At 49.4% G+C, this 22,965-nt stretch carries 20 protein-coding genes, 1 riboswitch and 1 other annotated feature; of the genes, 11 read left to right on the plus strand and 9 right to left on the minus strand.

Annotated features, from left to right (window positions below; all coding sequences use genetic code 11):
* Positions 1 to 114 precede the first annotated feature (114 nt).
* A riboswitch (SAM riboswitch) is annotated at positions 115 to 291 on the plus strand.
* Positions 292 to 376: 85 nt separating this feature from the next.
* The 4 genes from BBR47_RS24450 to BBR47_RS24465 are packed head-to-tail and all read left to right on the plus strand — an operon-like array spanning position 377 to position 3,442.
* Positions 377 to 1,591, plus strand: coding sequence for a 2,3-diketo-5-methylthiopentyl-1-phosphate enolase (locus BBR47_RS24450; protein ID WP_015893122.1), 1,215 nt, complete (start codon positions 377 to 379; stop codon positions 1,589 to 1,591).
* Positions 1,588 to 2,256: a 2-hydroxy-3-keto-5-methylthiopentenyl-1-phosphate phosphatase gene (locus BBR47_RS24455; protein WP_015893123.1), complete on the plus strand. Its 669-nt coding sequence runs from the start codon at positions 1,588 to 1,590 to the stop codon at positions 2,254 to 2,256. Before BBR47_RS24450 ends, BBR47_RS24455 begins: the two co-directional genes overlap by 4 nt.
* Positions 2,257 to 2,259: 3 nt before the next feature.
* Positions 2,260 to 2,916 carry a methylthioribulose 1-phosphate dehydratase gene (locus BBR47_RS24460; protein ID WP_015893124.1) on the plus strand — a complete coding sequence of 219 codons (657 nt, stop codon included), beginning with the start codon at positions 2,260 to 2,262 and terminating at the stop codon, positions 2,914 to 2,916.
* 13 nt (positions 2,917 to 2,929) lie between these two features.
* Positions 2,930 to 3,442, plus strand: coding sequence for a 1,2-dihydroxy-3-keto-5-methylthiopentene dioxygenase (locus tag BBR47_RS24465; RefSeq protein WP_015893125.1), 513 nt, complete (start codon positions 2,930 to 2,932; stop codon positions 3,440 to 3,442).
* A gap of 53 nt (positions 3,443 to 3,495) precedes the next feature.
* Here the strand turns inward: BBR47_RS24465 and BBR47_RS24470 are convergent, their stop codons facing one another.
* The 8 genes from BBR47_RS24470 to BBR47_RS24510 form a co-directional block, all read right to left on the minus strand.
* A complete protein-coding gene (locus BBR47_RS24470; protein WP_015893126.1) occupies positions 3,496 to 4,614 on the minus strand; it encodes a Ger(x)C family spore germination protein in 1,119 nt (372 codons plus the stop codon).
* Positions 4,611 to 5,711, minus strand: a complete 1,101-nt coding sequence (locus BBR47_RS24475) for a GerAB/ArcD/ProY family transporter (RefSeq protein ID WP_015893127.1) — start codon at positions 5,709 to 5,711, stop codon at positions 4,611 to 4,613. The genes BBR47_RS24470 and BBR47_RS24475 overlap by 4 nt, the downstream gene beginning before the upstream one ends.
* Entirely contained in the window at positions 5,711 to 7,255 is a 1,545-nt protein-coding gene (locus BBR47_RS24480; RefSeq protein ID WP_015893128.1) for a spore germination protein, read from the minus strand. Before BBR47_RS24480 ends, BBR47_RS24475 begins: the two co-directional genes overlap by 1 nt.
* 213 nt (positions 7,256 to 7,468) lie before the next feature.
* Positions 7,469 to 9,247: an acyl-CoA dehydrogenase family protein gene (locus BBR47_RS24485; protein WP_015893129.1), complete on the minus strand. Its 1,779-nt coding sequence runs from the start codon at positions 9,245 to 9,247 to the stop codon at positions 7,469 to 7,471.
* A 25-nt stretch (positions 9,248 to 9,272) separates the two neighbouring features.
* On the minus strand, positions 9,273 to 10,451 hold the full coding sequence (locus BBR47_RS24490) for an acetyl-CoA C-acetyltransferase (protein WP_015893130.1): 1,179 nt from the start codon (positions 10,449 to 10,451) through the stop codon (positions 9,273 to 9,275).
* An 18-nt stretch (positions 10,452 to 10,469) separates the two neighbouring features.
* The gene (locus BBR47_RS24495; RefSeq protein ID WP_015893131.1) at positions 10,470 to 12,878 is read right to left on the minus strand and encodes a 3-hydroxyacyl-CoA dehydrogenase/enoyl-CoA hydratase family protein; all 2,409 of its coding nucleotides are present in this window, start codon (positions 12,876 to 12,878) and stop codon (positions 10,470 to 10,472) included.
* A gap of 360 nt (positions 12,879 to 13,238) precedes the next feature.
* Positions 13,239 to 14,360 carry an S-layer homology domain-containing protein gene (locus BBR47_RS24500; RefSeq protein WP_015893132.1) on the minus strand — a complete coding sequence of 374 codons (1,122 nt, stop codon included), beginning with the start codon at positions 14,358 to 14,360 and terminating at the stop codon, positions 13,239 to 13,241.
* A 449-nt stretch (positions 14,361 to 14,809) separates the two neighbouring features.
* Positions 14,810 to 15,226 (minus strand): hypothetical protein, encoded by a 417-nt coding sequence (locus BBR47_RS24510; protein WP_015893134.1) that lies wholly within the window; start codon positions 15,224 to 15,226, stop codon positions 14,810 to 14,812.
* 152 nt (positions 15,227 to 15,378) lie between these two features.
* On the opposite strand from BBR47_RS24510, the gene BBR47_RS24515 reads away from it, so the two are divergent.
* From BBR47_RS24515 to BBR47_RS24545, 7 genes are all read left to right on the plus strand, one after another.
* Entirely contained in the window at positions 15,379 to 15,996 is a 618-nt protein-coding gene (locus BBR47_RS24515) for a hypothetical protein (protein WP_015893135.1), read from the plus strand.
* A 56-nt stretch (positions 15,997 to 16,052) separates the two neighbouring features.
* Positions 16,053 to 16,300: a binding site (T-box leader), on the plus strand.
* Positions 16,301 to 16,422: 122 nt separating this feature from the next.
* Positions 16,423 to 17,523, plus strand: a complete 1,101-nt coding sequence (proB, locus tag BBR47_RS24520) for a glutamate 5-kinase (protein ID WP_015893136.1) — start codon at positions 16,423 to 16,425, stop codon at positions 17,521 to 17,523.
* A gap of 38 nt (positions 17,524 to 17,561) precedes the next feature.
* Positions 17,562 to 18,830, plus strand: a complete 1,269-nt coding sequence (locus BBR47_RS24525; RefSeq protein ID WP_041749630.1) for a glutamate-5-semialdehyde dehydrogenase — start codon at positions 17,562 to 17,564, stop codon at positions 18,828 to 18,830.
* A gap of 20 nt (positions 18,831 to 18,850) precedes the next feature.
* Complete coding sequence (gene proC, locus BBR47_RS24530; RefSeq protein WP_015893138.1) at positions 18,851 to 19,693, plus strand: pyrroline-5-carboxylate reductase; 843 nt, start codon at positions 18,851 to 18,853, stop codon at positions 19,691 to 19,693.
* Between the two features lie 78 nt (positions 19,694 to 19,771).
* On the plus strand, positions 19,772 to 20,578 hold the full coding sequence (locus BBR47_RS24535) for a hypothetical protein (RefSeq protein WP_015893139.1): 807 nt from the start codon (positions 19,772 to 19,774) through the stop codon (positions 20,576 to 20,578).
* Between the two features lie 103 nt (positions 20,579 to 20,681).
* A complete protein-coding gene (locus tag BBR47_RS24540; protein WP_015893140.1) occupies positions 20,682 to 21,002 on the plus strand; it encodes a ferritin-like domain-containing protein in 321 nt (106 codons plus the stop codon).
* A 13-nt stretch (positions 21,003 to 21,015) separates the two neighbouring features.
* The gene (locus tag BBR47_RS24545; RefSeq protein ID WP_015893141.1) at positions 21,016 to 21,348 is read left to right on the plus strand and encodes a spore coat protein; all 333 of its coding nucleotides are present in this window, start codon (positions 21,016 to 21,018) and stop codon (positions 21,346 to 21,348) included.
* 42 nt (positions 21,349 to 21,390) lie between these two features.
* Here BBR47_RS24545 and BBR47_RS24550 read toward each other — a convergent pair whose 3' ends face one another.
* Entirely contained in the window at positions 21,391 to 22,839 is a 1,449-nt protein-coding gene (locus tag BBR47_RS24550) for a PLP-dependent aminotransferase family protein (protein WP_015893142.1), read from the minus strand.
* Positions 22,840 to 22,965 lie beyond the last annotated feature (126 nt).

Raw genomic sequence — 22,965 nt, forward strand, 5'->3', positions numbered from 1 at the left:
ATTGTAAAAAAGTTTCATCTTCGTCTCATTTTTCTAATAATCTCCTGCACATTCTCTGCAAAAACAAGGATTGACTCCTGACAATGAACGTCATATCATGGGGGAAACGAATAACTCTTATCGCGAGCTGGCTGAGGGACTGGCCCTATGATGCCCGGCAACCGGCGCTATACCATGAATCGTACGCTCATCATGCGTACCTTGGATAGCGAAACGGTGCTAATTCCAACGGATAAGAGTCGAGATCGAGCAATTTTGGCTCGTTTCGGCTACTGACCCGAGAGATGAGAGGAGACGAGACGCTTTCATAGTCGACAACCGCCTCCCCGCTCAATGGGGAGGCTTTTTTATTAATTCAAGGAGGATTTGACGTACCATGAGTGAACAACGTATCCTCGTCACCTATCTCACACAAGCAAAAGACTTGAACAAAAAAGCGCAAGCCATTGCTGTTGGCATGACAGTCGGTTCCTGGACGGACCTGCCGCTTGCCAAGCAAGCTATGCTAGCGCCATATCTCGGTGAAGCTGTGAGCGCGACACCGATTGCGACACTGGAAAACGGAGAAACACGCGGTCTGATTACCGTTAGCTATCCGACTCGCAATTTTACAGCGGACATTCCTTCCTTGTTAACCGGAATATTCGGCAAACTGTCGATGGACGGCAAAATCAAGCTCGTCGACATTGTTTTCCCTGAATCATTCCTCCAGGCTTTCCCTGGACCGAAGTTCGGCATTGATGGTCTGCGCGAACGTTTAGGTGCACATAACCGCCCGCTCTTGATGAGCATTTTCAAATCGTGTCTAGGTCTTCCTTTCGACGATCTGAAGACGCAATTCCGAGCACAAGCCTTGGGCGGAGTCGATCTCGTGAAAGATGACGAAATCTTCTTTGCAGATGACCGTGCTCCTTTTATCGAACGGATCAAAGCGTTCAAGCAGATCGCACAGGAGACCGAAGCCGAAACTGGCAAGCCCGTCCTCTATGCAGCCAACCTGACTGGACCTGTGCATGAGCTGAACGAAAAAGCGAAGCGTGCAGTAGAGGCGGGGGCTGATTGCCTCTTATTCAACGTGCTGGCCTTTGGCTTCGATGCCCTGCACCGTTTGGCAGCCGATCCTGACGTACACGTACCAATCATGGCGCATCCAGCATTGGCAGGCGCATACTATCCATCACCTGACTACGGCATCGCCACCCCGCTCCTACTCGGTACGTTGATGCGTGTAGCTGGGGCGGATTTGGTGCTTTTCCCATCCCCATATGGCAATGTGGCTCTGGACAAAACAGAAGCGTTGCAGCTCGCGAAGCATTTGACAGATCCATTGAATGGTGTACGCCGTTCCTTCCCGGTTCCGTCTGCCGGCATTCATCCGGGGCTGGTTCCACAGCTTTATCAAGACTTCGGACTCGATCAAATCGTCAATGCAGGAGGCGGAATCCACGGTCATCCCGGTGGAGCAACCGCAGGAGCAAAAGCTTTCGTTGCCGCGATTGAGGCAGTCACCGCAGGCCGAACATTGGAAGAAGCCTCCTCAGAATCACAAGAACTGGCGATCGCCCTGGAAAAGTGGGGTGGCGCACGATGAGTAAGAAGCTCGTCCTGTTCTGCGATTTCGACGGTACGATTACCGAAAAAGACAACATTGTAGCGATTGTCCGCAAGTTCGCTCCCCCTGAGTGGGAAGCCTTGACGGAGCAAATCCTTTCGCAAAAAATAAGCGTTCAGGAAGGAGTTGGCAAGCTGTTTCAACTCTTGCCCTCCTCCTTGCGCCAGGACATTATTGATTTTATTGTCCATGAAGCGACCATTCGCCCAGGATTTGCTGAATTTGTGAGCTATTGCCGCGAAGAAGGCATCGAGCTGTTGATCACGAGTGGCGGCATCGACTTTTTCCTGGAGCCTATCCTGGCACCCTTCGATCTTGCCGATGTACCGATCTACTGCAATGGCAGTGATTTCAGCGGAGAGCGCATCACCATTACGTGGCCAAACGCTTGCGATGAACATTGCACGAACGGCTGCGGCATGTGCAAGACGACCATCATCCGCCGTTACGATCCAGCAACCCATTTCCGCATCGTCATCGGCGACTCCATCACTGATTTGGCTGGTGCCAAGATCGCTGATTATGTGATTGCTCGTTCCTTCCTCGCTGACAAGGCGGAAGAGCTGCAATTGCCGCATAGCACGTTTGCCACATTCCACGATGTGATTCGCATTTTACAGCAAGTCCAACAGGAGGTCGTCTAATTCATGACTGCAACACTCGAACAACGTCTGGATGCCTTTCGCCGTCTGGATGACGCCAAGCTGACATTTGCCCGCCGGGACTGGTTTCCCGGCACCAGTGGCAATCTCTCTATTAAAATACAAAGCGATCCCTTGCAATTTGCTGTAACAGCAAGCGGCAAAGACAAAACCAAGCTGTCCCCCGAAGATTATCTGGTGGTAGATCAAGACTCGCATCCAGTGGATGATACTGCTCTCAAGCCTTCCGCGGAAACGCTCATCCACGCCGTCGTCTACAAAACGTTCCCGAAGGCAGGGGCTTGCTTCCACGTCCATACGGTCTGGAATAATCTCATTTCCGAGCTGTACTTTGGACAACGCGCCTTTTCCATCCAAGGACAAGAGCTGATCAAGGGACTCGGAATCTGGGAAGAAAACGCGCGCATTACTGTTCCGATTGTTGAGAACTTTGCCGATATTCCGACCTTGGCTGCCGCCATTGAAAAAGTGATGACACCAGAAGTTCCCGGCGTACTCATTCGTAACCACGGTATCTACACGTGGGGCGGCAATGACTTCGAGGCCAAGCGCCATCTGGAAGCTTTTGAATTCCTATTCGAGTATCACGCCCGCTGGCTGCAATTGCGCCAAGCAGTCGTGTCCACTACAACCACCAATTAAGGAGGAATAAACGATGGCACAAATTCGTTTTCACGACAACAATGAGTACATCTCCGCACCCGAGGAAGTTGTCTCCTTCCTGGATACCCAAGAGATCATTTACGAAAAATGGGGCGTGGATCGCCTTGATCCAAAGCACCGTGATAACTACAGCCCGACAGACGAGGAAAAACAAGAGATTCTCGACACCTTTAAGCCAGAAATCGATGCGATTAGCCAACGTCGCGGTTACTTGACAGCGGACATTATCGTTCTCTCTGACAAAACACCTAACCTCGACGAGCTGTTGGTAAAATTCAAGGGCGAGCATCACCACACCGACGATGAATGCCGCTTCTGCGTCGATGGTCACGGTATTTTCGCCATCAAAGGCAAAGACGGACGCTACTTCGACGTCGAGCTGGAGCCAGGCGATCTGATCTCCGTACCACCGAACTACCGCCACTACTTCACTCTGATGGACGACCGCAAAATCAAGGCGATTCGCCTGTTCGTCACTCCTGCAGGCTGGGAAGCGATCTATTAATAACGAACCCCCTTGGCATTTACTAATCGCCAGGGGGTTTTGTCTTTCACCCTTCACTTTACAACGCCATTTCCCTTGATCGATACGTCTGGCTTGATTTCAACTGTGGCATTGGAAAATGCCTTCGCCCAATCATCCTCTACCTTTTTGTATTCCTTATATTCATAGGCACGTGCATAGAGACCAAACCCAAACGGGTCTACACCGATTTCCTGGCATTTCTTGATTAACTTCATATAATCCTTCTGCAACTCGTCGCTGATCATTCGCTCCATCTTTTTGTAGTCCTTTTGCATGTCGTACGGAAACATTCGCTCTGATATGGACACTCGCAACCTGAAATGAACGTCAAAATGAAATCGACCGTTCTGATAGGATGTTTTTACTTTTTTTTGGACGCCCTTGATAAAAAAGCTGATCCTGTCTTTCGTAATTTGTTTGTGATCGTTCTGCTCTTTAATCGGGATGGTGACGGATAATTCCCCTTGTTTTTCATAGAGCAGCGTTTGCAAAAGAATCGTATCCCGGGGTTCTATCGTGCTTGCGTACGTTCCATTATTTTTTAACAAAGTCGTCCCCACTACCTTGACCGCCCGCTTTTCTTTCTTCAACTCAGTCAAGCTAGGTGTCATCCCTTTTTCATACATTTGCCGATGGAGCTCCTGCGCCCTCGTCTTTACTGTCAGATTTCTTTTATTGGCTGTGTCAATTAGCGTTGTTACATGAATGGACAGACGAGGCTTGTCCTTTGGTTTATAATCAAACAGCTCATGCAACGGACCATCAAGCATAGCCATGCGGGCGTTGACACTGAACTTTGCATCCCGAAAAACGACATCCAGCAACCGAAACCAGTCCGGGTGAGCCAGCAGCTTTTTCCCGAACACAAGCACCTGGATTTTGCCTGCTTGGGTCAAGCCTGTTACTCGCTCGTCAAAGCCCATTCTCGACTCTCTAATCGTAGATGACCGGATACCGTATTCCTCAGATTTTTCCTTTGCCTCCCGACTAAACACAGGGCTTGAGATATAGTAGAGAAGCTCGTTTTTTTCGCTCAAATCAATTCCGACCATGAGCGATAAAGTGGCATCCTCCAAATTAATTTGATCCCTGCAACCTGCCAACACAGTTACCAGCAAGCTCAATAACAGAATCTGAGCAAATGCCCTCATGCTTTTTTCCCCCCTTCTGCTCGTTTCGATAGCCTAATCGGCCCCCAAGCTAGTAAAGGAAGCGCATAAGCAAAGCACAAGCCTGCATAGCTCCAAATTTGTATCGATTTCTTCAGATCGATAAAGGATGGCGTATAAAACCATAGCGCCACTGGAACCAGAAGAAGGAACAGGCGCAAATGCTTGCGGTGATCCTTCATGCCGAATAACTGACTGGATGAAAAGACACAGAAATAAATGTACGGTATTGCAGTCGTTGACAATATAAACATATACGTAGAGAGAAAAAGAATATCGACACGTTCCAAAAAGCGGAACTCAATGGCTTTCCATAAATTGAGCGTAGGCCACGTATACTCCGTGATTTCATCGGGGCTAAAGTAAGCAAAGCAAACGATGATGACAGACATATACACGAGCATCGTCAATGTATTCGCAATGATAATGCCAAGAGGCGCATATTGCTTTTTTTGAAGAAAAGGGTAGGCGAAATAACCAAACTCAAATCCAAGAAAGGAGAGTACCGTGGATTTACTCGCCTCCCAGATCGGATGCCAGCCCTCCTTGATTACTGGCAGTAAGTTTAACCAATGAACCTCTCGATAAGCCGTCGTGATAACAAAAGGTATCCAAAGTGTAAGATAGAATACAAGCTCGGCATACCTTCCTATGGCGCGAACCCCTCCCTGGAGAACAAAATAAGTCGGCAGCGTAAAAAGGAACACAACGACATAGGCGGGTGTTTGAGACAGGAGCCACACATTAATGATTCCCGTCGCATTTATCAACAAAACGAACGCTGCAACCGCGCAATAAATGGACATCAAAACAATAGCGACACGACCGAGCCACTTGCCCAGGATCAATGGAAATATATCGATGATCGTCTTCTCCGGGTACTGCTTCATCATGTTCGTGATGACGAGACTGACTAGCGTTGCTGCAAGCCATCCGATCAAAAGCGATATCCACCCGTCGGTGCTCGCCTTCTCCGCCAATTCTCTGGGAATCGTCAATACTCCGATCCCTACTTGTGCCCCATGAATGAGGAGAATGTACTGAAGGACGCTCAATTGGTTGTATGTATACTTTTTCATCACCCGTCCTCCTTTGGCCGATTATCCCCTTGTCGTTCCTCTTCAATCGTATGGGCTGACAGGGGACGATCTTTCATTTTCCACAGTGGCAGGCGGATAAACAAATCTTTCCAGTCCCCGAAGCGCACAGGGGCAAGAGGACTTCCATAAGGAACACCTAATGATTCCAGCGTAATCAAATGGCCGATCAATGCCATCAGCCCGACAATAATGCCGACAAAACCAAACATCGCAGCGAGAATCATCATGAGAAATCGAATAAGCCTGACGGCCGAGGCCATATCGTAGTTCGGAATAATAAAAGATGAGATCGCTGTAAATGCAACGACGATCACCATAATATTGCTCACAATCCCCGCTTGTACGACCGCTTGACCAATCACGATACCTCCCACGATACCAACTGTTTGTCCAATAGGGGCCGGCAAGCGAATCCCCGATTCCCGGAGCATTTCCAGTGTGAGCTCCATAATGAATGCTTCTAGCAAGGGAGGGAATGGGACCCTTTCGCGGGACTCTCCGACTGACAAAATCAAATCAAGTGGGATAACTTCATAATTGAATGAAATCAGCGCAATATAAATCGCGGGTAAAAAAGTAGCAATCAAGAAAGCCAAGTACCGAAGCAAGCGGATGAACGTAGCGACTGGCCAACGCGTACCGTAATCGTCAACGTTTTGAAAAAAGGAAGCGAAAGTAGCCGGTCCGATTAATACACTTGGGGAGCGATCGACAACGACAGCAATCTTCCCTTGCAAGATGTGAGAGGAGACTGAATCTGGACGTTCTGAAGTCAAAAACTGCGGAAACATAGAGAACGGATTATCCTCGATATACTCCTCCAGTTCAGACGCATTGAGAATCGCGTCAACCTTGATGCTCTTGAGCCGATCTTCCAGCTCCTGTAATACTTCCGGATTCGCCACATCAGCCAAGTACATGATCGAGAGCTTTGTAAGACCTCGTTCTCCCAACCATATTTCTTTTATTTTTAATTCACGGTTGGGAATATAACGGCGGATGAGGGCAATGTTATGCGCGTCCGTTTCGACAAACCCTTGGTGTCCTCCCTTAAGCGCAGCCTCCAACTGCGGGTCTTCTATTGACCGCTGTGGCCATCCATTCGTTTGCATCACAAGCACTTCTTTTCGACCCTCGATAAACAAAAGACTACTCCCAAGCAAGATCTCGGTTTCTACTTTCCGAAAGTCGTAGGCAACTGATATCTTTCCGACAGATAACAGGTCCAAAATACTCGATTTCTCACCCTCTGGGTGTGACAAAAGCGGACGAAGCACATTATTGTTAATCGAGTTTTTGTCAACCAAGCCATTCAGGTAGACGAGTGTAACCATGTCCTCTATATGCTTGCACGCAAACGTCCGAATGACCAAATCGGGTGTCAGCGTAAATATCGCATTCAGCTCCGCAAGGTTATCACTTAATCGCTCACTGATCTCACGGACACGGATAGGCTCACTTGAGTGGCTCATCCTGTCTTTGACAGATGTCTTTTTTCTTCTCAGCCACCCTCTCATCGCCATCTTCTACAGCTCCCGCCCTTTTCCGAAGTATCTTCCATTAGCGTTCGTGAGAGCTTCCCAAAATATGCATGGAACTTGGCACATTCTGCCGCTGAATCGAATAAATCCCAAAGCCGTCGCAAATCGCAAATATCCGCAAGAAAGGAAACGTGCGTTACATGCAAAAGGAGCAAAGCTCAATGCTTTGCTCCTTTTGCCATCTACTGTTTGGAACTACACCACATATGCTCCCGCTTCAATCACGCGATCTGCAATCGAACGTTTGAGTGCCACTGTGTTGATCGGCGTGCGGCGGGTCAGCTTTTTCAAGATCGACAGGCGCAGACGAAGCTCGTCGCCCTCTTCCATCGCCGCCAATGCTTCCTTCGCCCAGCCTTCGATACGATCGAATGCCTCATGTACATAGACAGCAGTCATTTCCAGCTTTTGCTGCTCAGCTTCGATGCCATTTGCCGCCATTGCTTTCTCTGTCCGCTTCACGATGCTATCCATTGCGTACAGCTCGATCAGCATGTCAGCTGCAAATGCCAAGAGTTCCTGTTCTTTGGACATTTCCTGTTGGTATTTCATCATCGCAGAACCAGCCACCATCAAAATGATTTTGCGCGTGATGTTGATCAGATGCTTCTCCATAGCCAGGGGTGCATCCTCAATCTCTTCTGGATAATAGCTCATCAGATCTGCTTGCAGACTGCTTGCTGCTTGCATGAGCGGCAATTCACCTTTCATCGCCTTTTTCACGAGCGTATCCGGGATGAGCATGCGATTGATTTCGTTCGTTCCTTCGAAAATGCGGTTAATCCGCGAGTCACGGTACATGTTCTCGATCTCGTACTCGGACATAAAGCCGTATCCACCGTGGATTTGCACGCCTTCGTCCACGCAGTAATCCAAAACCTCAGTGGCAAATACTTTATTGATCGAGCATTCGATCGCATAATCTGCAATCGCCTTCGCAACCTCCGCGCCATCATCCGCTTTTTCACCCAAGCGAGTCAGCGCTGTATCGAACAGACCCACTGTGCGATAGACGGAACTTTCAGCCGCATACGTTTTCACTGCCATGTTCGCCAGTTTGTTTTTGATTAAAGGAAAGTTGGCGATTGGCGTTTTGAACTGCTTGCGCTCTTTTGCGTAGTTGGTCGCGAGTTCCACTGCCTTTTTCGAGGAGCCGACTGCGCCCACCGCGAGCTTGTAACGACCTACGTTCAAGATGTTGAACGCGATCACGTGACCTCTTCCAGGCTCACCGAGCAGATTATTTACCGGCACAGGTACATCTTGCAAAATGACCGTGCGTGTTGAGGAGCATTTGATTCCCATCTTCTTCTCTTCCGGTCCAAACGAAACACCTGGGAATGTGCGCTCAACGATAAAGGCAGTAAATTTCTCGCCATCAATTTTCGCGTACACGATAAATACATCAGCAAAGCCAGCATTGGTGATCCATTGCTTCTCTCCGTTGAGAATATAGTGCGTGCCATCTGCGGAGAGAGTCGCTGTCGTTTTCGCACCCAGCGCATCTGAGCCAGAGCCTGGCTCTGTCAGGCAGTAAGCTGCGATTCGTTTTCCAGATGCCAGATCAGGCAGGTAGCGCTGTTTTTGCTCCTCGTTTCCAAAGTACACGATCGGCAGTGAACCGATACCGACATGAGCGCCGTAGCTGAGCGCAAAGCCGCGAGCCAGCGAGAACTTCTCTGTTACGAGTGCCGTGCTGACTTTATCCAGCCCCAGACCCTCGTACTTCTCCGGAACGTCTCCAGCCAACAGACCGAGCTCCCCTGCTTCCTTCAACAGACGAACCGAAATATCAAATTGATGGTTTTCAAGCTCTTCCAGATGAGGACGAACTTCATTGTTGACGAAATCCTCTGTCGTCTTGGCAATCATCTTTTGCTCTTCGGTGTACTCTTCTGGCACGAATACATCATCAGCTGAACCTGCATCGATCAAAAAGCTTCCACCGCGGATCAAATCTTTTGTTTCTGCCATTACTATCCCTCTCCTTATATTAAAATTAGATCATTTCAAAAACGCCAGCGGCTCCCATTCCACCACCGATACACATCGTAACGACTCCGTATTTGCCGCCTCTGCGCTTCATTTCATTCAAAAGCTGGACGGTCAGCTTGGCACCACTACAACCGAGTGGATGCCCTAATGCGATTGCCCCACCATTTACATTGACCTTTTCTGGATCGAGTCCCAGCTCGCGAATGACGGCAATCGATTGGGAGGCAAACGCTTCGTTTAACTCAAACAGATCGACATCCTCCAAGCTGATTCCTGCCAGCTTCAATGCTTTTGGAATCGCAACAACCGGACCAATCCCCATGACATCAGGGTCTACACCGCCAACCGTAAAGGAACGGAACTTGGCAATCGGCTCGACACCCAGCTCGGCTGCCTTTTCGGCAGACATCACGAGAACTGCCGCCGCGCCATCGCTCGTTTGCGAGGAGTTTCCTGCTGTCACGCTGCCTTGCACATGAAAGACCGGTCTGAGCTTGGCGAGTGCCTCCATCGTCGTGTCCGAGCGCGCTCCTTCATCCTTGTCGAAAACACGTTCCTGGACGTGAACCTTGCCAGCTTCATCGACAAAATGCTGCTTGACTGTCAAAGGTACGATTTCATCCTGGAATTTCCCTGAAGCAATGGCGGCCGTCGCACGCTGATGGCTTTGCAGAGCAAAATCATCCTGATCCTCACGAGAAATGTTGTACCTCTTCGCCACTTCCTCAGCCGTATGACCCATGCTCATATACGCTTCCGGCTTCGTTTCTACCAGAGTCGGATTGAGTGCGATTTTGTGACCGAGCATTGGCACCAGACTCATGCTCTCCACCCCGCCAGCGACTACTACTTCGGAGCTGCCGACCATGATTTGCTGAGCAGCGTAAGCAATCGTCTGCAAACCAGAGGAGCAAAAGCGATTGATCGTGATCCCCGATACATTTGTCGGCAATCCGGCGCGCAGGCCGATCAAGCGAGCCATATTCATGCCTTGCTCAGCTTCCGGTACAGCTGTCCCTATGATGATATCCTCGATATCAGCCGGATCGAGCTGTGGTACGCGGCGCAACAGGTCGCTTACAACTGCAGCTCCCATATCGACTGGGTGAAAATCCTTGAGACTTCCTTTTTTCGATTTACCGATAGCGGTGCGGGCGCCCGCGACAATAACTGCTTCTCTCATCGTTATCCCTCCCTCTCCCTAGTTACGCAAAGGCTTGTTCTTGGTCAGCATGTGCTGCATCCGTTGCTGGCTTTTCGGCGTCTTGATCAGTTCGAGGAACGCTTGCTTTTCCAGCTCCAGAATGTAGTTCTCTGTCACTTCTGTACCCGCTGGCACGTTACCGCCGGACATAACATAGGCAACTTTGCTTGCGATCAGCTCATCATGCTCGGAAATATATCCACTCTTCTTCATGGCATAAATATTTTGGCGAAGGTTCGCATAACCCGTTTCACCGATGACGCGAATTTTGCGTGGCGCTGGCGGCGTGTAGCCCTCTTTATCCATCGTAAGCACCAGCTGCTTCGCATCGTATAGCAGATGATCAGCATTCACGCTGATGCGGTCAGTCGGTCGCAGGTACCCCAGATTGATGGCTTCCTGACCACTCGTAGATACCTTTGCCATGGCAATGGCTTCAAACGCCTTCGCAACGAATGGGAACGGATCAACTGGCACGCTTCCTCCCTCTGGAACGTTTTCCATTGCTCGGAACAGCATCTCCTTCGTTCCTCCGCCACCTGGCAGAAGTCCTACTCCCACCTCTACCAGTCCGAGGTACGTCTCTGCCGATACCTGCACGCGATCCGCGAGATAGACCACCTCGACACCGCCACCCAGCGTCATGCCGAATGGTGCTGCTACCACTGGACGATGCATGTAGCGCAGTGCCCGTGCTGTTTTGTGGAAGTTCGTGACGAGCATGTCGAGCTCCAACCAGTTCTCATCCTGTGCTTCCATCAATGCCATTGCGAGATTCATCCCGACGCAGAAGTTTTTGCCTTGATTACCGATGACCAGACCTGCGAAGTTCTTCTGCACTTCCTCTGCGGCCTGACTTGCCATGTGCAAGACATCCATCCCGAGTGCATTGTGCGGAGAGGTGAATTCCAGACATGCGACTCCATCGCCCAAATCAATCAAGGCGGCACCCGCATTTTTCTTGATTAGCTTGCCTTGTTCCTTAAGGGCTGCCAGGTTGATGTTTTCCTTGCTCTCTTCGACGTCCTTGTATGTGCCTCCGATGGAAAACACGCTGCGCTTCCCTTGCTCTTTTTGATAAAAGGAGGTTTTCCCACTCGCGAGCAGCTCCTCGACGAGTGCCGGAATCTTCTCGTTTTCCTCACGCATTTTTGCCACTGACTTTTCGAGACCGATGGCATCCCACGTTTCGAATGGCCCCATCTCCCAGCCGAAGCCCCACTTCATGGCCTGGTCAACAGAGACGATATCGTCAGCGATCTCATATGCCTTTTCAGCAGAGTACAGCAGTACCTTTTTGAAGACACTCCAGACGAACTCACTGCCCTTGTCCTTGCCGTATGCGAGCGCTCTCAACTTCTCAGGCAGTGTCTTGGCTGTTTTGGCTGCTTCGAGGGAAGCAAACTTCGGCCTCACACTTGGACGGTATTCCAGCGTGTCAACCGACAGTGCCAAAATCTCTTTGCCTTTCTCCGTCTTCACCTGCTTGAAAAAGCCTTGCCCAGCTTTTTGCCCGATCCATTTTTTCTCCACCATTTGCAGAACGAACTCCGGCACTTCAAAAACAGAGCGCTCCTGCTCATCCGTGCTTTTATTCCTGACGTTACCCGCCACATGCACGTACGTATCCAGTCCCACGACATCGAGTGTGCGGAACGTCGCGCTCTTCGGACGGCCGATGACCGGACCTGTCAACGCATCTACCTCATCTACCCCAAGCCCCAGTCGCACCATTTCGTGGATCGACACCTGCAATCCATATGTACCGATCCGATTGGCGATGAAGTTCGGTGTATCCTTGCAAACGACCATTCCTTTTCCGAGCACATGCTCACCAAAATGCTTCATGAAAAAGATGACCTGCGGGTCTGTATCAAGACCTGGAATCAGCTCCAACAGCTTCAAGTAGCGCGGTGGGTTAAAAAAGTGCGTGCCGAGGAAATGCTTGCGGAAGTCATCCGAGCGTCCCTCTGCCATTTCATTGATAGAAACCCCAGACGTATTGGAAGACACGATGGTCCCTGGCTTGCGATGCGCTTCTACCATAGCGAAGACGCTTTTCTTCACTTCGATGTTCTCGACAACTACCTCAATAATCCAATCGACCTCGCTCAAGCAAGAGAGATGATCCTCGAAGTTACCAACTGTAATCAAGTCGATGTTCTTTTTATCGTAGAGCGGCGCCGGCTTCTCCTTCAAAAGTCGGTCTCGGCCCGCTTGTGCTATCCGGTTTTTCACCACGCTATCAGACAAAGAAAGTCCTTTATTACTCTCATCTGCTGTCAATTCACGCGGCACGATGTCCAGTAAATAAGTGGGAATACCGACGTTGGCTAAATGTGCTGCGATCCCGGCGCCCATGACGCCTGAACCGAGAACTGCCGCCTTGCGAATTTTGCGTTCCATCTCCAAATCCTCCTTTTTAAAAAACCTAGTCATGACTGATTCATGGTCAAAAAGAATGGCCTCGCAACAGTGAATACCTAATATTCAGACTAGCAGAGTATTTTTAAAACTTCTACTTTCTCCATAGATATTCCTGTGTGCGTCAGCACATGTCTCGTATTGAATGAATGCTCATTCAGTATGTGGGTTAAAAAATGACATCCCACGTTTTGGCTGTTTTACACGCCCGGAGATGCTACGCTCCCACCAACTGAATCACCGTTCAGTTTTTATTGTAATCGAAAATTCTGTCAGTTGCAATCGTCACTTCATGAAAGAAAAGAAAAGGGGCACACTGTTGTCCGGTCCCCCTTTTCTGAGCTATTTTTGTGTGTAAATCAGCGCAGTGATCTTGCGTCCGTATGCGTTGGACGCGTCTTCTTCCAATCGGTATTCAATCTGGAAGTCTCCGTTTTTCGGGTCTAGATAATGAGCAATCACCCAAAGGATTTTCGAATTGTTCTCGTCTGCCTTGACCGATACTTTTACCGGCCCGTTGTACGTAGGCACTTGCTCCAGCTTTGCCATGCTTTTTCGTGCATCGTCGGTAAAGAGCGCAGACAGCTGCTTCTGATTTTTTGTTTCGTACGCCAAATTCGCTGCTCGTAAATACACCTGCGCGATGTGCTTCTGATTCGCAGGTGAACCCCGGAACTGCGAAGCTACATCCATCCGGTAATAATCAATCAGTCGATCCATCACAACGATGTATTCTGCACGCGTCAGGATCTTGTTCGGAGAAAAGGTCTTCTCTGTGCGAAACAGATTGAATTCCCGGATCGCCAGTGGATATGGTGAATATGTATCTCGATAGAATCGGTCGCGCTTCCATTCGTAATAGCTGTTAAAGAAAGAGACTGTATCTTGTGGTTTAATATTGGCCGTACGGAATTTTTGTGGGGCCATCATATGAAACAATATCAAGCTGGCCTCTTCTCTCGTCAATGGCCACTGCATTCCGGCACTGGACATCCACCACTTCGGATTTTCCTTCTCTTGCTTTTTCATCAAGTGCCCGGTTTCAGCCAAATATAGATAGTACAGCATCCGGTCTCCTGGATCAAACTTGCCCAGATCGTCTGTTTCGATTTTCATCATGGTCTTTAGGTTGCTCAGCAGTTGATCTACTTCCCCCCGGAGTAGATAGCGCTGATCCAGGTTTGGCTTGCGTTCTGGCTTTTCTATCGGTCCGTATATTGCCTCAAATACGCGATTCAGCATAACCAGAGCTTCGCCTCGAGTAACTGGCTTGTTTGGGTAAAAAGGCTGATATCCCGTTCTTTTTACGATGCCGAGATCCGCCATTTTTTCGATCTGCTCACTTGCCCAATGTCCCTGTATGTCCGTATACATGCCAGGCGCAGACGCATTCGCACTCCCTGAAAAAACGCTTTGCACCACTAGCAGTGCCAAGAGAAAAACGATAGCAAAACGCTTTACCATGACTTACGATAACTCCTTTCTTTTCATGATCGTTTCCTTACTCCCTTTTTTTGGTAATTCTCCCCCAGTAGCATCCATTCCTGCCATATTGGTCTATTTTCCTGGGTCTGATCTCTCCCTTTCTTGTATCGGGATGAAAACGGAACTTTGTTATACTTTTTCAGAAGAAATGAAAAAGAGCCGCACTTTGTATGAGCGGCCCAATTATATTCTTTTACTCTACGCGCTGACTATCCTTCAATCTGCTCTGACCAGCCTGGTCCCTTGGTCACAAGGGGTCCATATAAGAAAATGTTGATGAGAGTAAACAGGACGATAATCCCAAGAGCAGTCCCTAACATGGATGTCTCCAGCGAAAAACTGGCGAGGACGACTAGACCTCCTGCCATAAGGCCTATAACCAACGGGAATAGAAAAAGAGCCATCGGTTATCCCAACGGCTCTCATGATTAGTTTTGTGGTACAAAGCTGCCATCACGCAGCATCGTCAACTCGCCCATCATGAATGCTAAATCTTCGTTTTCGTCAAACTTTCCACTTTCCTCCAAAGCTTCCAAACGACGCAGAAGCATGTTGGCAAAGTCTTGAATCTGTACCGGATGTCCCTCCGTATCGGCATCATCCAAAATGTCAAAACCAGTCAAGGCCTCCAAGTGGGTCACGATACGGAAACCGCCGATTTCCCCCAGTAACTCCGGCTTGTTCATTTTTGATTTCTCTAATTTTTGCAGCATGGACAAAATATCATTCGCTACCACGCTAGGGAAAGCAACCTGATAAAAGTTGCGATTTTTCGCTTCATCGGTTTTGATAATCAACACATCAATCCCGTCTGGTTTTTTTGCTTTTTTGCCAAACCCAAACATATATTCCACCTCAATCGTTCGATCTGTCCAACTCTCTCCATGATAGACATAATCCGAGAGTCAGACAACCCCTATCCATATATTAACTGGGCTATTTGTCTTTTTTGACACACACGCTAACGTTAAACGACTGCTCCCAAGTGAGGTGCGCCATGAAAGTTAACTGGAAAAACTGGATGTTTATTCTCGTTCTCTCTTTGCTCGTCACAGGATGCATGACGCAAGTAAAGCAGGAGCATGCAAAAAACAAGGCCAAAACACAGAGTAAGCCCGCCGCGCAGTCTGCCATCCAAAAGCTTGGGGATAACAAAATGGATGTCGTCCTCTTTTTGAAACAAGCCGAGCATCAACTGGAAAATGTATATTACGCTGCCGCGGACAATGCCAAAGGCAAATCTGTAGTTGAGGATGGTCTCGTCTTTCGAGAATTGCCTAAGCGCTTCGACAGTAAAGACAAGATAACGGGGTACTTCAGTCGTTTTTGGAGCCGTCCACTGGCAGAAGCCATGTACGACAACATGACAACCAAGTTGGTGAAGGAAAAGGTATACGTGGCAATCCCACGCGTCGACTATCCGACTTTGATCTCGGTTCGAAACACGACTGTTCAAAAAAACAATGGGGAACTCAATGTGACCGTAGAAGATGTAACCGATCCCTCCTTTGCTTCTGACCGCACGCTGCGCTACCGACTCGTGCGCGATCAAAAGACGAAACGGTTCGAAATCAAATCACGGATGGGCGCTTATGGGAATGAACAATTTCAATAAGCCTCTTGACATTTCTTGCGGATCCAGCGAATAATAGTGAATTAATAAGCACATAGTGAGCGGCAATGACGGGGAATAGTAAAACCGCCCTTCAGGTCCAGAGAGCGAAATCCACCGGCTGAGAGGTTTCGTCCTTGAATCGGTTTGAACCCACCCCAGAGCATCCAGGGAAGACCTGGACAGGTTTCTTTCACCTGTTATCAAAGAAAGAGAGCCGGGCGTTTCTTGGCTGAAGTATACCTTCAGTCCAAAACGTCAAATAAGGTGGTACCGCGTGAGGTTTTCAAGCCCTTTCGTCCTTATCAAAGAGACGAGAGGGCTTTTTTCTGTGAAAAACGTCTCGACGTTTTTCATAAAGGTGGATGCGACCGCTTGCGGTCAACAAAACGGTCATGACCGTTTTGTATGCAAGAAGGGGGTTTTGAGATGAAAAAAGGTAAATTGCGTTTGGTAGTAAAGGTGGGGAGCAGTTCGATTGCAGCAGCTACAGGCGGTGTTGATCCGGCAAAAATGTCGCTGCTTGTCTCCGCTATCAGCCAATTGCGCGAAGTGGGTCATCAGGTTGTCCTAGTCTCCTCAGGAGCTGTCGCCAGCGGTTATCAAAGTCTCGGCTATCAGCAGCGCCCCCGATCCTTGGCAGCCAAGCAAGCAGCGGCAGCCATCGGGCAAAGCCTGTTGATGCAAACCTATACGCAAATGTTCGGCGCTCATAACTTCAGCGTGGCGCAAATCTTGCTCACACGCGGAGACTTTTCTCACAAGGAACGATATCAACACGCATTCTCTACGCTGTCACTGCTTTTAGATAAAAACATTTTGCCAATCATCAATGAAAACGACACAGTATCCGTAGCGGAATTGACCTTCGGAGACAATGATATGCTGGGCGCACTCGTTGCTGGTCTCATCCATGCCGATTTGTACATGATCCTGACTGATACGAATGGCCTGTATGACAAGGACCCGCGTTATCATGCTGATGCCAAACACATGGGCTGGCTCGAATGTGTGACGGAAGAAATCGAGGCACTTGCAGGCGGAGCTTCCCAACTGGGAACAGGTGGTATGCGCTCCAAGCTGATCGCAGCAAAAACCGCCCAATCATTAGGAATTCCCGGCTTTATTGGAAAATTGACGAATCCCACAGATTTGCTCGATGTCCTTACTGGCAACGGGAATGGCACCTACGTCAACTATCATCCCGAAGCATCTGCAACAAACAGCGTTCCTACTCGCAAGCAATGGATTGCGCTTCACTCCCCTATCCGTGGAAAAATAATGGTTGATAGCGGTGCAGCGGAAGCGATTTTGGAAAACAGCAAAAGCTTGCTCCTAGCAGGTGTCCGCGATGTATCCGGCATGTTCGAGCAAGGTGAGGTTATTGAGGTTTACTGTGAGGGGACGTTGATCGGTCGTGGTATCAGCAGATTTACCGCAGCACAGTTAAGTGATTTTCTTTCCCCTGATAACGTAACGCGACACAGCGGTACTGTTATACATCGAGATGAATGGGCGCCTGTCATCTAAGCGAATCCGTGTAGATAGAAAAAGGAGTTGGAGAAACCATGAAAAGCTTGAAGGAAAAAGTGCATACACAATTGAGCCTGGCCAAACAGGCTTCACGAAAAATGGCTATACTCTCTCGCAAACAAAAAGACGAGGTGCTCGTCGCAATCGGCAACCAGCTGCTGGCAGATGAGGCTGTTATTCTCTCCGAAAACGCCAAAGACATCGCCATCGCGAGAACAGACGGTCAGCCTGCCTCCTATCTAGATCGTCTCTTGTTGACGCCGGAGCGAATAACACAACTCGTGGATAGTCTGGCGCAGCTGGTATCCCTCGATGATCCTGTCGGGGAACGGATCGACTCGTGGACACGGCCAAACGGACTTTTCATCGAACAAATCCGCGTCCCTCTCGGCGTCATTGGAATGGTGTATGAAGCCAGACCGAACGTCACCGTTGACGCAGCAGCAATCGCCATCAAAACAGGCAATGCGATCGTCTTGCGCGGCAGCCACAGCGCTGTTCATAGCAATCTCGCGCTGGTGACTAGTATTCGTCAAGCGCTCACTGCGACCGGACTTGACGCGGAAGCGGTGCAGTACTTGCCTTTTGCCGAACATGCTTCTGTCGATTACTTGTGCACCGCCAATGGTCTCGTCGATGTCATCATCCCACGGGGTGGCGCAGGACTGATCCAGCGCGTACTGCAAATCGCAAGCGTTCCTGTACTCGAAACAGGCGTTGGCAATTGCCACATTTATGTGGATGAAGCGGCTCACTATGACATGGCTGAAAGCATCGTGATCAATGCCAAAACAAGTCGTCCTGCCGTATGCAATGCTGCCGAAACCCTACTCGTGCACCGCAGTTGGCCACAGGAAAATCAACGTGCCTTGCTTCAAAAGCTCTTGGCGATGGGCGTTGAGCTCCGCACTTGTGAGCGTACGATCGAGCTGCATACTGACCTCGCCGCACAACTGCACCAAGCAACATCAGAAGATTGGGATACAGAATACTCTGCGCTGATTATGGCGGTTCGCACTGTCGATAGCCTGAGCGAGGCCATTGAACATATTACAGCGCATACTTCCGGTCATTCCGAGGCAATCGTAACGGAAGATGAAATCGCAGCCCGTCAGTTTTTGACTGCGATCGATGCCACAGCGGTTTATCACAACGCCTCTACCCGCTTTACCGATGGTGGAGAATTCGGCTTCGGTGCTGAGATCGGCATCAGCACGCAAAAATTACATGCTCGTGGGCCAATGGGCTTGCCAGCGCTCACTTCTTACAAGTATGTCGTACGCGGAAACGGCCAAATCCGATAGTCCAAGGGGAGGGAATCACCATGAGCAACCAAGCAACAGCGATTACAGAAGGGCGGATCGGTTTTCTCGGTGCAGGCTCGATCGTGGAGGCCATGCTTTCTGGTATCGGAAAGAAAGGGTTACTCCCTTCTGAGCGTATTTCCGTCACGAACCGCAACAATATGGAGCGTTTGGAGCAGTTGGCAAATGACTACGGAGTAACTGTTACTCAGGACAAATTTGACGTAGTCCGTTCTTCCGATATTTTAATTTTGGCTATCAAGCCGAAGGATGCCGCAGAGGCTTTGCTGGATTTGCGTGGGGTCGTTCGTTCCGACCAATTGATTATCTCGGTAATCGCTGGCGTCTCCACCAGCTTGATCGGAGAGTGGCTCGGTGCAGAGTGCCCGATTATCCGCACGATGCCTAATACATCGTCTGCGGTTGGTTTGTCCGCTACCGGACTGTGCGCAAATCCGTTTGTCCAGGAAGAGCACTGCGAGCTGGCTACCAAACTTTTCGAAGCAATTGGCACCGTATATGAAGTCGCCGAGGAAGAGCTGGACATCATTACTGGATTGTCTGGAAGCGGCCCTGCTTATATTTACTATTTGGTGGAGGCCATGATGGGGGCAGGTGCCAAAGCGGGACTAGATCGGGAAATGGCGCGCCAATTAACGCTGCAAACCGTGATTGGCGCGGCACATATGCTGCTCGATACACGCGAAGAGCCTTCGATTCTCCGCCAAAAAGTAACGAGTCCGGGCGGAACGACCCAGGCAGGGCTGGAAGTATTGGAAGCCTATCAGTTTCAGGAGGCTGTCACGGCAGCCATCCTGCGTGCTGCCGAAAGATCGCGGGAGATGGGGGCACAATACCAGTAAAGTCGTTTTGTCCCTCCTTCTTGTCATGTATAATAAAAAAGATCAAGCATAGTCGAGAAAAATGACGAAGGAGGTCCCATGGAAATTTACGCCTTGTACGGCACCAGTGGAACAGGAAAAAGCACCAGTGCATTAGAACTTGCTCACCGAATGAACATCGACGCCATTATTGATGATGGCATCCTGATTTACCAGGGACGCAAGGTGGCCGGAACCTCTGCCAAATATGAGAAGACAAAAATTCAGGCGGTAAAACGAGCTATTTTTCATTATAAGGAGCACGCTGAAGAAGTACGACGAAGTCTTGGCGAGATTCAACCAAGCCGACTACTCGTGTTAGGAACTTCGCAACGGATGATTGGTCGTATCGTCGAAGCGCTGCATTTGCCTTTTCAGGTGGACTTCATCCCGATTGAATCCATCAAGCCTCCGCAGGAAATCGAGGCTGCCCGCTACGTGCGGGAAACAATGGGCAAGCACACGATACCGATTCCGCGTGTGGAGGTAGAAAAAGATTTCCTCCAGCGTCTCATTTCTTCAGCCCAACAGATTTTCAGCTCGAAAAAAGAAGTCATTGGGGAAACAACCGTGGTTCATCCTCCATTTTCAGGTGGACGCATCATGATTCATCCCCAGGTGTTGCGAAAAATCGTTGAAGCGGCCTGCAACCAGTTTGACGAGGTCCAGCATGTGGTCAAGATCGTCTCCAGCTTTGAGGATTTACCTCGGTTCCAGGTTTCGATTGCTCTTCAACTGCCTTACATGACAAATATTCCAGCACTTATCTATGCCCTTCAATCTACATTGTACAAAGAAGCTCACTATTGTCTCAATATCGCTCCTGCCAGCATCGACATCGTCGTTTCATCTCTGGAGCTAACCTAATCCGGTCCTTTGCGACCGGATTTTTTTTGGCTGCAATCCTCAGGGGTTACATCCTGACTTGTTGCTCATCCTATACATGATTCCATCTGAAAGGAGCAACCTTATGCCATCCATCCTGTCTTCCAAGCCCTTTGCTCAAGCTCCGATTCCCGAACCGCCTAAGGTCATTTCTACAAAGGACTTGAGCTATCTCAAGGATGCTTTGTCATGGGAACTGATCGCTTTCAAAAAGCTGCATGCTTTTGCACAGCAAGCTACTGATCCCCAGGTCAAGCAATGTCTGGAACAACAAGGACAGATGCACCAGCGACACTACCAAAAGCTGCTGAGTCACCTGCAAAATAACAACACCGCCGTGATGGCGACCATTCCGCAGATGCAGTCCCAGCAACAGCAATCACAACAGCAACAACAAATGCAGTAAGGGAGGAATCGGGATGCCAAACCAAAACCAGATCGCCAATCCACAATCCGGTCAGCTGCCACAAGTAAAAGGTCCGCAAATGAACGATCGTGATTATCTCAACGATTGTTTAGCTACCTGCAAATACTTGACAGATAACTTTAACATCGCCGTTCGTGAAGCCAGCCACCAGCAGCTTTATGATGACATGCTGCAAATTTTGAATGAAACCCATCAATCAGCCCGCGATGCTTTCAATCTCATGTTCCAAAAGGGATGGTACAAGCTGGAGGCTGCCGAGCAGCAAAAACTCCAGCAAGCTTATCAGCAATTTAGCGGGTACTCCACGCAGTTCCCTTATCATTGATATAGCAGAAGACACCTGACCCAAGCAGGTGTCTTCTTTTCGTTACCCCTTACCACGCAGGAGCTGCGCTATTACATATAACGCCTTTTCCATGTCGGCTTCTTCTGCGTACACGTAGGACAAGCGAAGATGATGACTATCCGTCTGATCATAAACAAAGCCCGGATTTAACAGAACCCCTTTTGCCAGTGCTTCCGTAAAAAGCTTGCGCATCGAGACCGACTGATGCAAACGCAGCCAAATGTAAAAACCGCCATGCGGAATATGCCAATCTGCCAAATCGCCAAACCAGCGAGCAAGGCATTCGCACATCCTGTCCCTTCTATGTCGCAGAGCTGCTCTAAGCTGATCCAGATGCCAGGAATATCTATCGCTTGTGAGCCATTCTCTCGCCACCCATTGGGAAATCGCACTCGCTCCGTAGTCCGTCTGCATTTTTACATCCGCGAGGCGTTCTATGACAGGCTCAGGACCTACAATCCAGCCGATCCGCAGCCCTGGACTGAGCGTTTTGGACAAGCTGCCCAAATATAAGACTAACCCGCTCTGATCCCTCGCCTTTAACGGCAATGGCCCCGGTTCGTCTAACCACAATTCTCCATAAACATCGTCTTCCAATACAGGCAGCCTCTCCCGCTCGCATGCAGCCAGTACTTGCTCCCTTCGGTTCTCTGACATACTAATCCCAGTCGGATTGTGGTAAGCCGAAATTGTATAGAGGAGTGCTGCGTTATGCGCCTGCTTTTGTCTCGTTAACACTTGGGGAGAGATTCCTTCCGCATCCATTGGTACACCAACCAGACGCATTCCCGATGATGGAAACAAAGGTAGAGAGAATAAATACGAAGGCTGCTCGAGCAAGATGGCAGATCCACGGTGAAGGATGCCAATCGATATCAACTGCAAGGCTTGAAGGGCCCCCGAAACGACCAAAATAGACGCCGGTGAAGCCTCGATCCCCCTGCTCCGCAAATGATCGCTGATCGCTTGGCGCAAAGGCAACAGCCCTTTTGGCTCCGAATATCCGAGATGAGTCATTTTGCCCTGCAAGCTAGCCATGACCTCTTCCATCTCCGCAACAGGAATCAAGCTCGGCGACAGCTCACCAGTCCCTAAACGAATGTACCTCGGGTCTGGCTCATAACGATTGATATCCTGAATCGTCGGCGAATTGGGGAGATGCGCACCTGCTTGCACGTAGCCCAGCCAATTGGGTGGTGGCGCTGTCGTCAATAAGGACCACGTGTTGTTACTAACGACGGAACCACTGCCTACGGTTGCTTCAATGAAACCATCCGCTTTTAGCTCTTCCAACGCCGTCACCACCGTACTGCGGTTTACCTCAAAGGCTTGCGCCAACGCTCTTTGTGTTGGCAATTTACTATTGATCGGCCATTCTCCACCTGCAATTTTCCCCTTCATATAAGCTACGATCTGCGCGTAGATCGGTATGTCAGATGATTTGTCAGGCTTCCAGTCTATCGTTAGCACAGGCACATTCCTCCTCGTCTGATCATTGTACAAATTGGTTGGTTTGGATGTAAACCAATTGGCTGGAGACAACGGATTCACAACCGTGAATAATGACAGTAATGCAAATGGCCTTTGCATCGAGAG

The sequence above is a fragment of the Brevibacillus brevis NBRC 100599 genome (assembly GCF_000010165.1).
Classification (GTDB): domain Bacteria; phylum Bacillota; class Bacilli; order Brevibacillales; family Brevibacillaceae; genus Brevibacillus; species Brevibacillus brevis_D.

Coding starts and splice junctions, on each gene's coding strand:
- BBR47_RS24490 (WP_015893130.1), bottom strand. CDS start 10,451: ATGAGAGAAGCAGTTATTGTCGCGGGCGCCCGCACCGCTATCGGTAAA.
- BBR47_RS24450 (WP_015893122.1), top strand. CDS start 377: ATGAGTGAACAACGTATCCTCGTCACCTATCTCACACAAGCAAAAGAC.
- BBR47_RS24535 (WP_015893139.1), top strand. CDS start 19,772: ATGGAAATTTACGCCTTGTACGGCACCAGTGGAACAGGAAAAAGCACC.
- BBR47_RS24545 (WP_015893141.1), top strand. CDS start 21,016: ATGCCAAACCAAAACCAGATCGCCAATCCACAATCCGGTCAGCTGCCA.
- BBR47_RS24515 (WP_015893135.1), top strand. CDS start 15,379: ATGAAAGTTAACTGGAAAAACTGGATGTTTATTCTCGTTCTCTCTTTG.
- BBR47_RS24475 (WP_015893127.1), bottom strand. CDS start 5,711: ATGAAAAAGTATACATACAACCAATTGAGCGTCCTTCAGTACATTCTC.
- BBR47_RS24470 (WP_015893126.1), bottom strand. CDS start 4,614: ATGAGGGCATTTGCTCAGATTCTGTTATTGAGCTTGCTGGTAACTGTG.
- proB (WP_015893136.1), top strand. CDS start 16,423: ATGAAAAAAGGTAAATTGCGTTTGGTAGTAAAGGTGGGGAGCAGTTCG.
- BBR47_RS24465 (WP_015893125.1), top strand. CDS start 2,930: ATGGCACAAATTCGTTTTCACGACAACAATGAGTACATCTCCGCACCC.
- BBR47_RS24540 (WP_015893140.1), top strand. CDS start 20,682: ATGCCATCCATCCTGTCTTCCAAGCCCTTTGCTCAAGCTCCGATTCCC.
- BBR47_RS24500 (WP_015893132.1), bottom strand. CDS start 14,360: ATGGTAAAGCGTTTTGCTATCGTTTTTCTCTTGGCACTGCTAGTGGTG.
- BBR47_RS24525 (WP_041749630.1), top strand. CDS start 17,562: ATGAAAAGCTTGAAGGAAAAAGTGCATACACAATTGAGCCTGGCCAAA.
- BBR47_RS24460 (WP_015893124.1), top strand. CDS start 2,260: ATGACTGCAACACTCGAACAACGTCTGGATGCCTTTCGCCGTCTGGAT.
- BBR47_RS24485 (WP_015893129.1), bottom strand. CDS start 9,247: ATGGCAGAAACAAAAGATTTGATCCGCGGTGGAAGCTTTTTGATCGAT.
- BBR47_RS24510 (WP_015893134.1), bottom strand. CDS start 15,226: ATGTTTGGGTTTGGCAAAAAAGCAAAAAAACCAGACGGGATTGATGTG.
- BBR47_RS24480 (WP_015893128.1), bottom strand. CDS start 7,255: ATGGCGATGAGAGGGTGGCTGAGAAGAAAAAAGACATCTGTCAAAGAC.
- proC (WP_015893138.1), top strand. CDS start 18,851: ATGAGCAACCAAGCAACAGCGATTACAGAAGGGCGGATCGGTTTTCTC.
- BBR47_RS24455 (WP_015893123.1), top strand. CDS start 1,588: ATGAGTAAGAAGCTCGTCCTGTTCTGCGATTTCGACGGTACGATTACC.
- BBR47_RS24495 (WP_015893131.1), bottom strand. CDS start 12,878: ATGGAACGCAAAATTCGCAAGGCGGCAGTTCTCGGTTCAGGCGTCATG.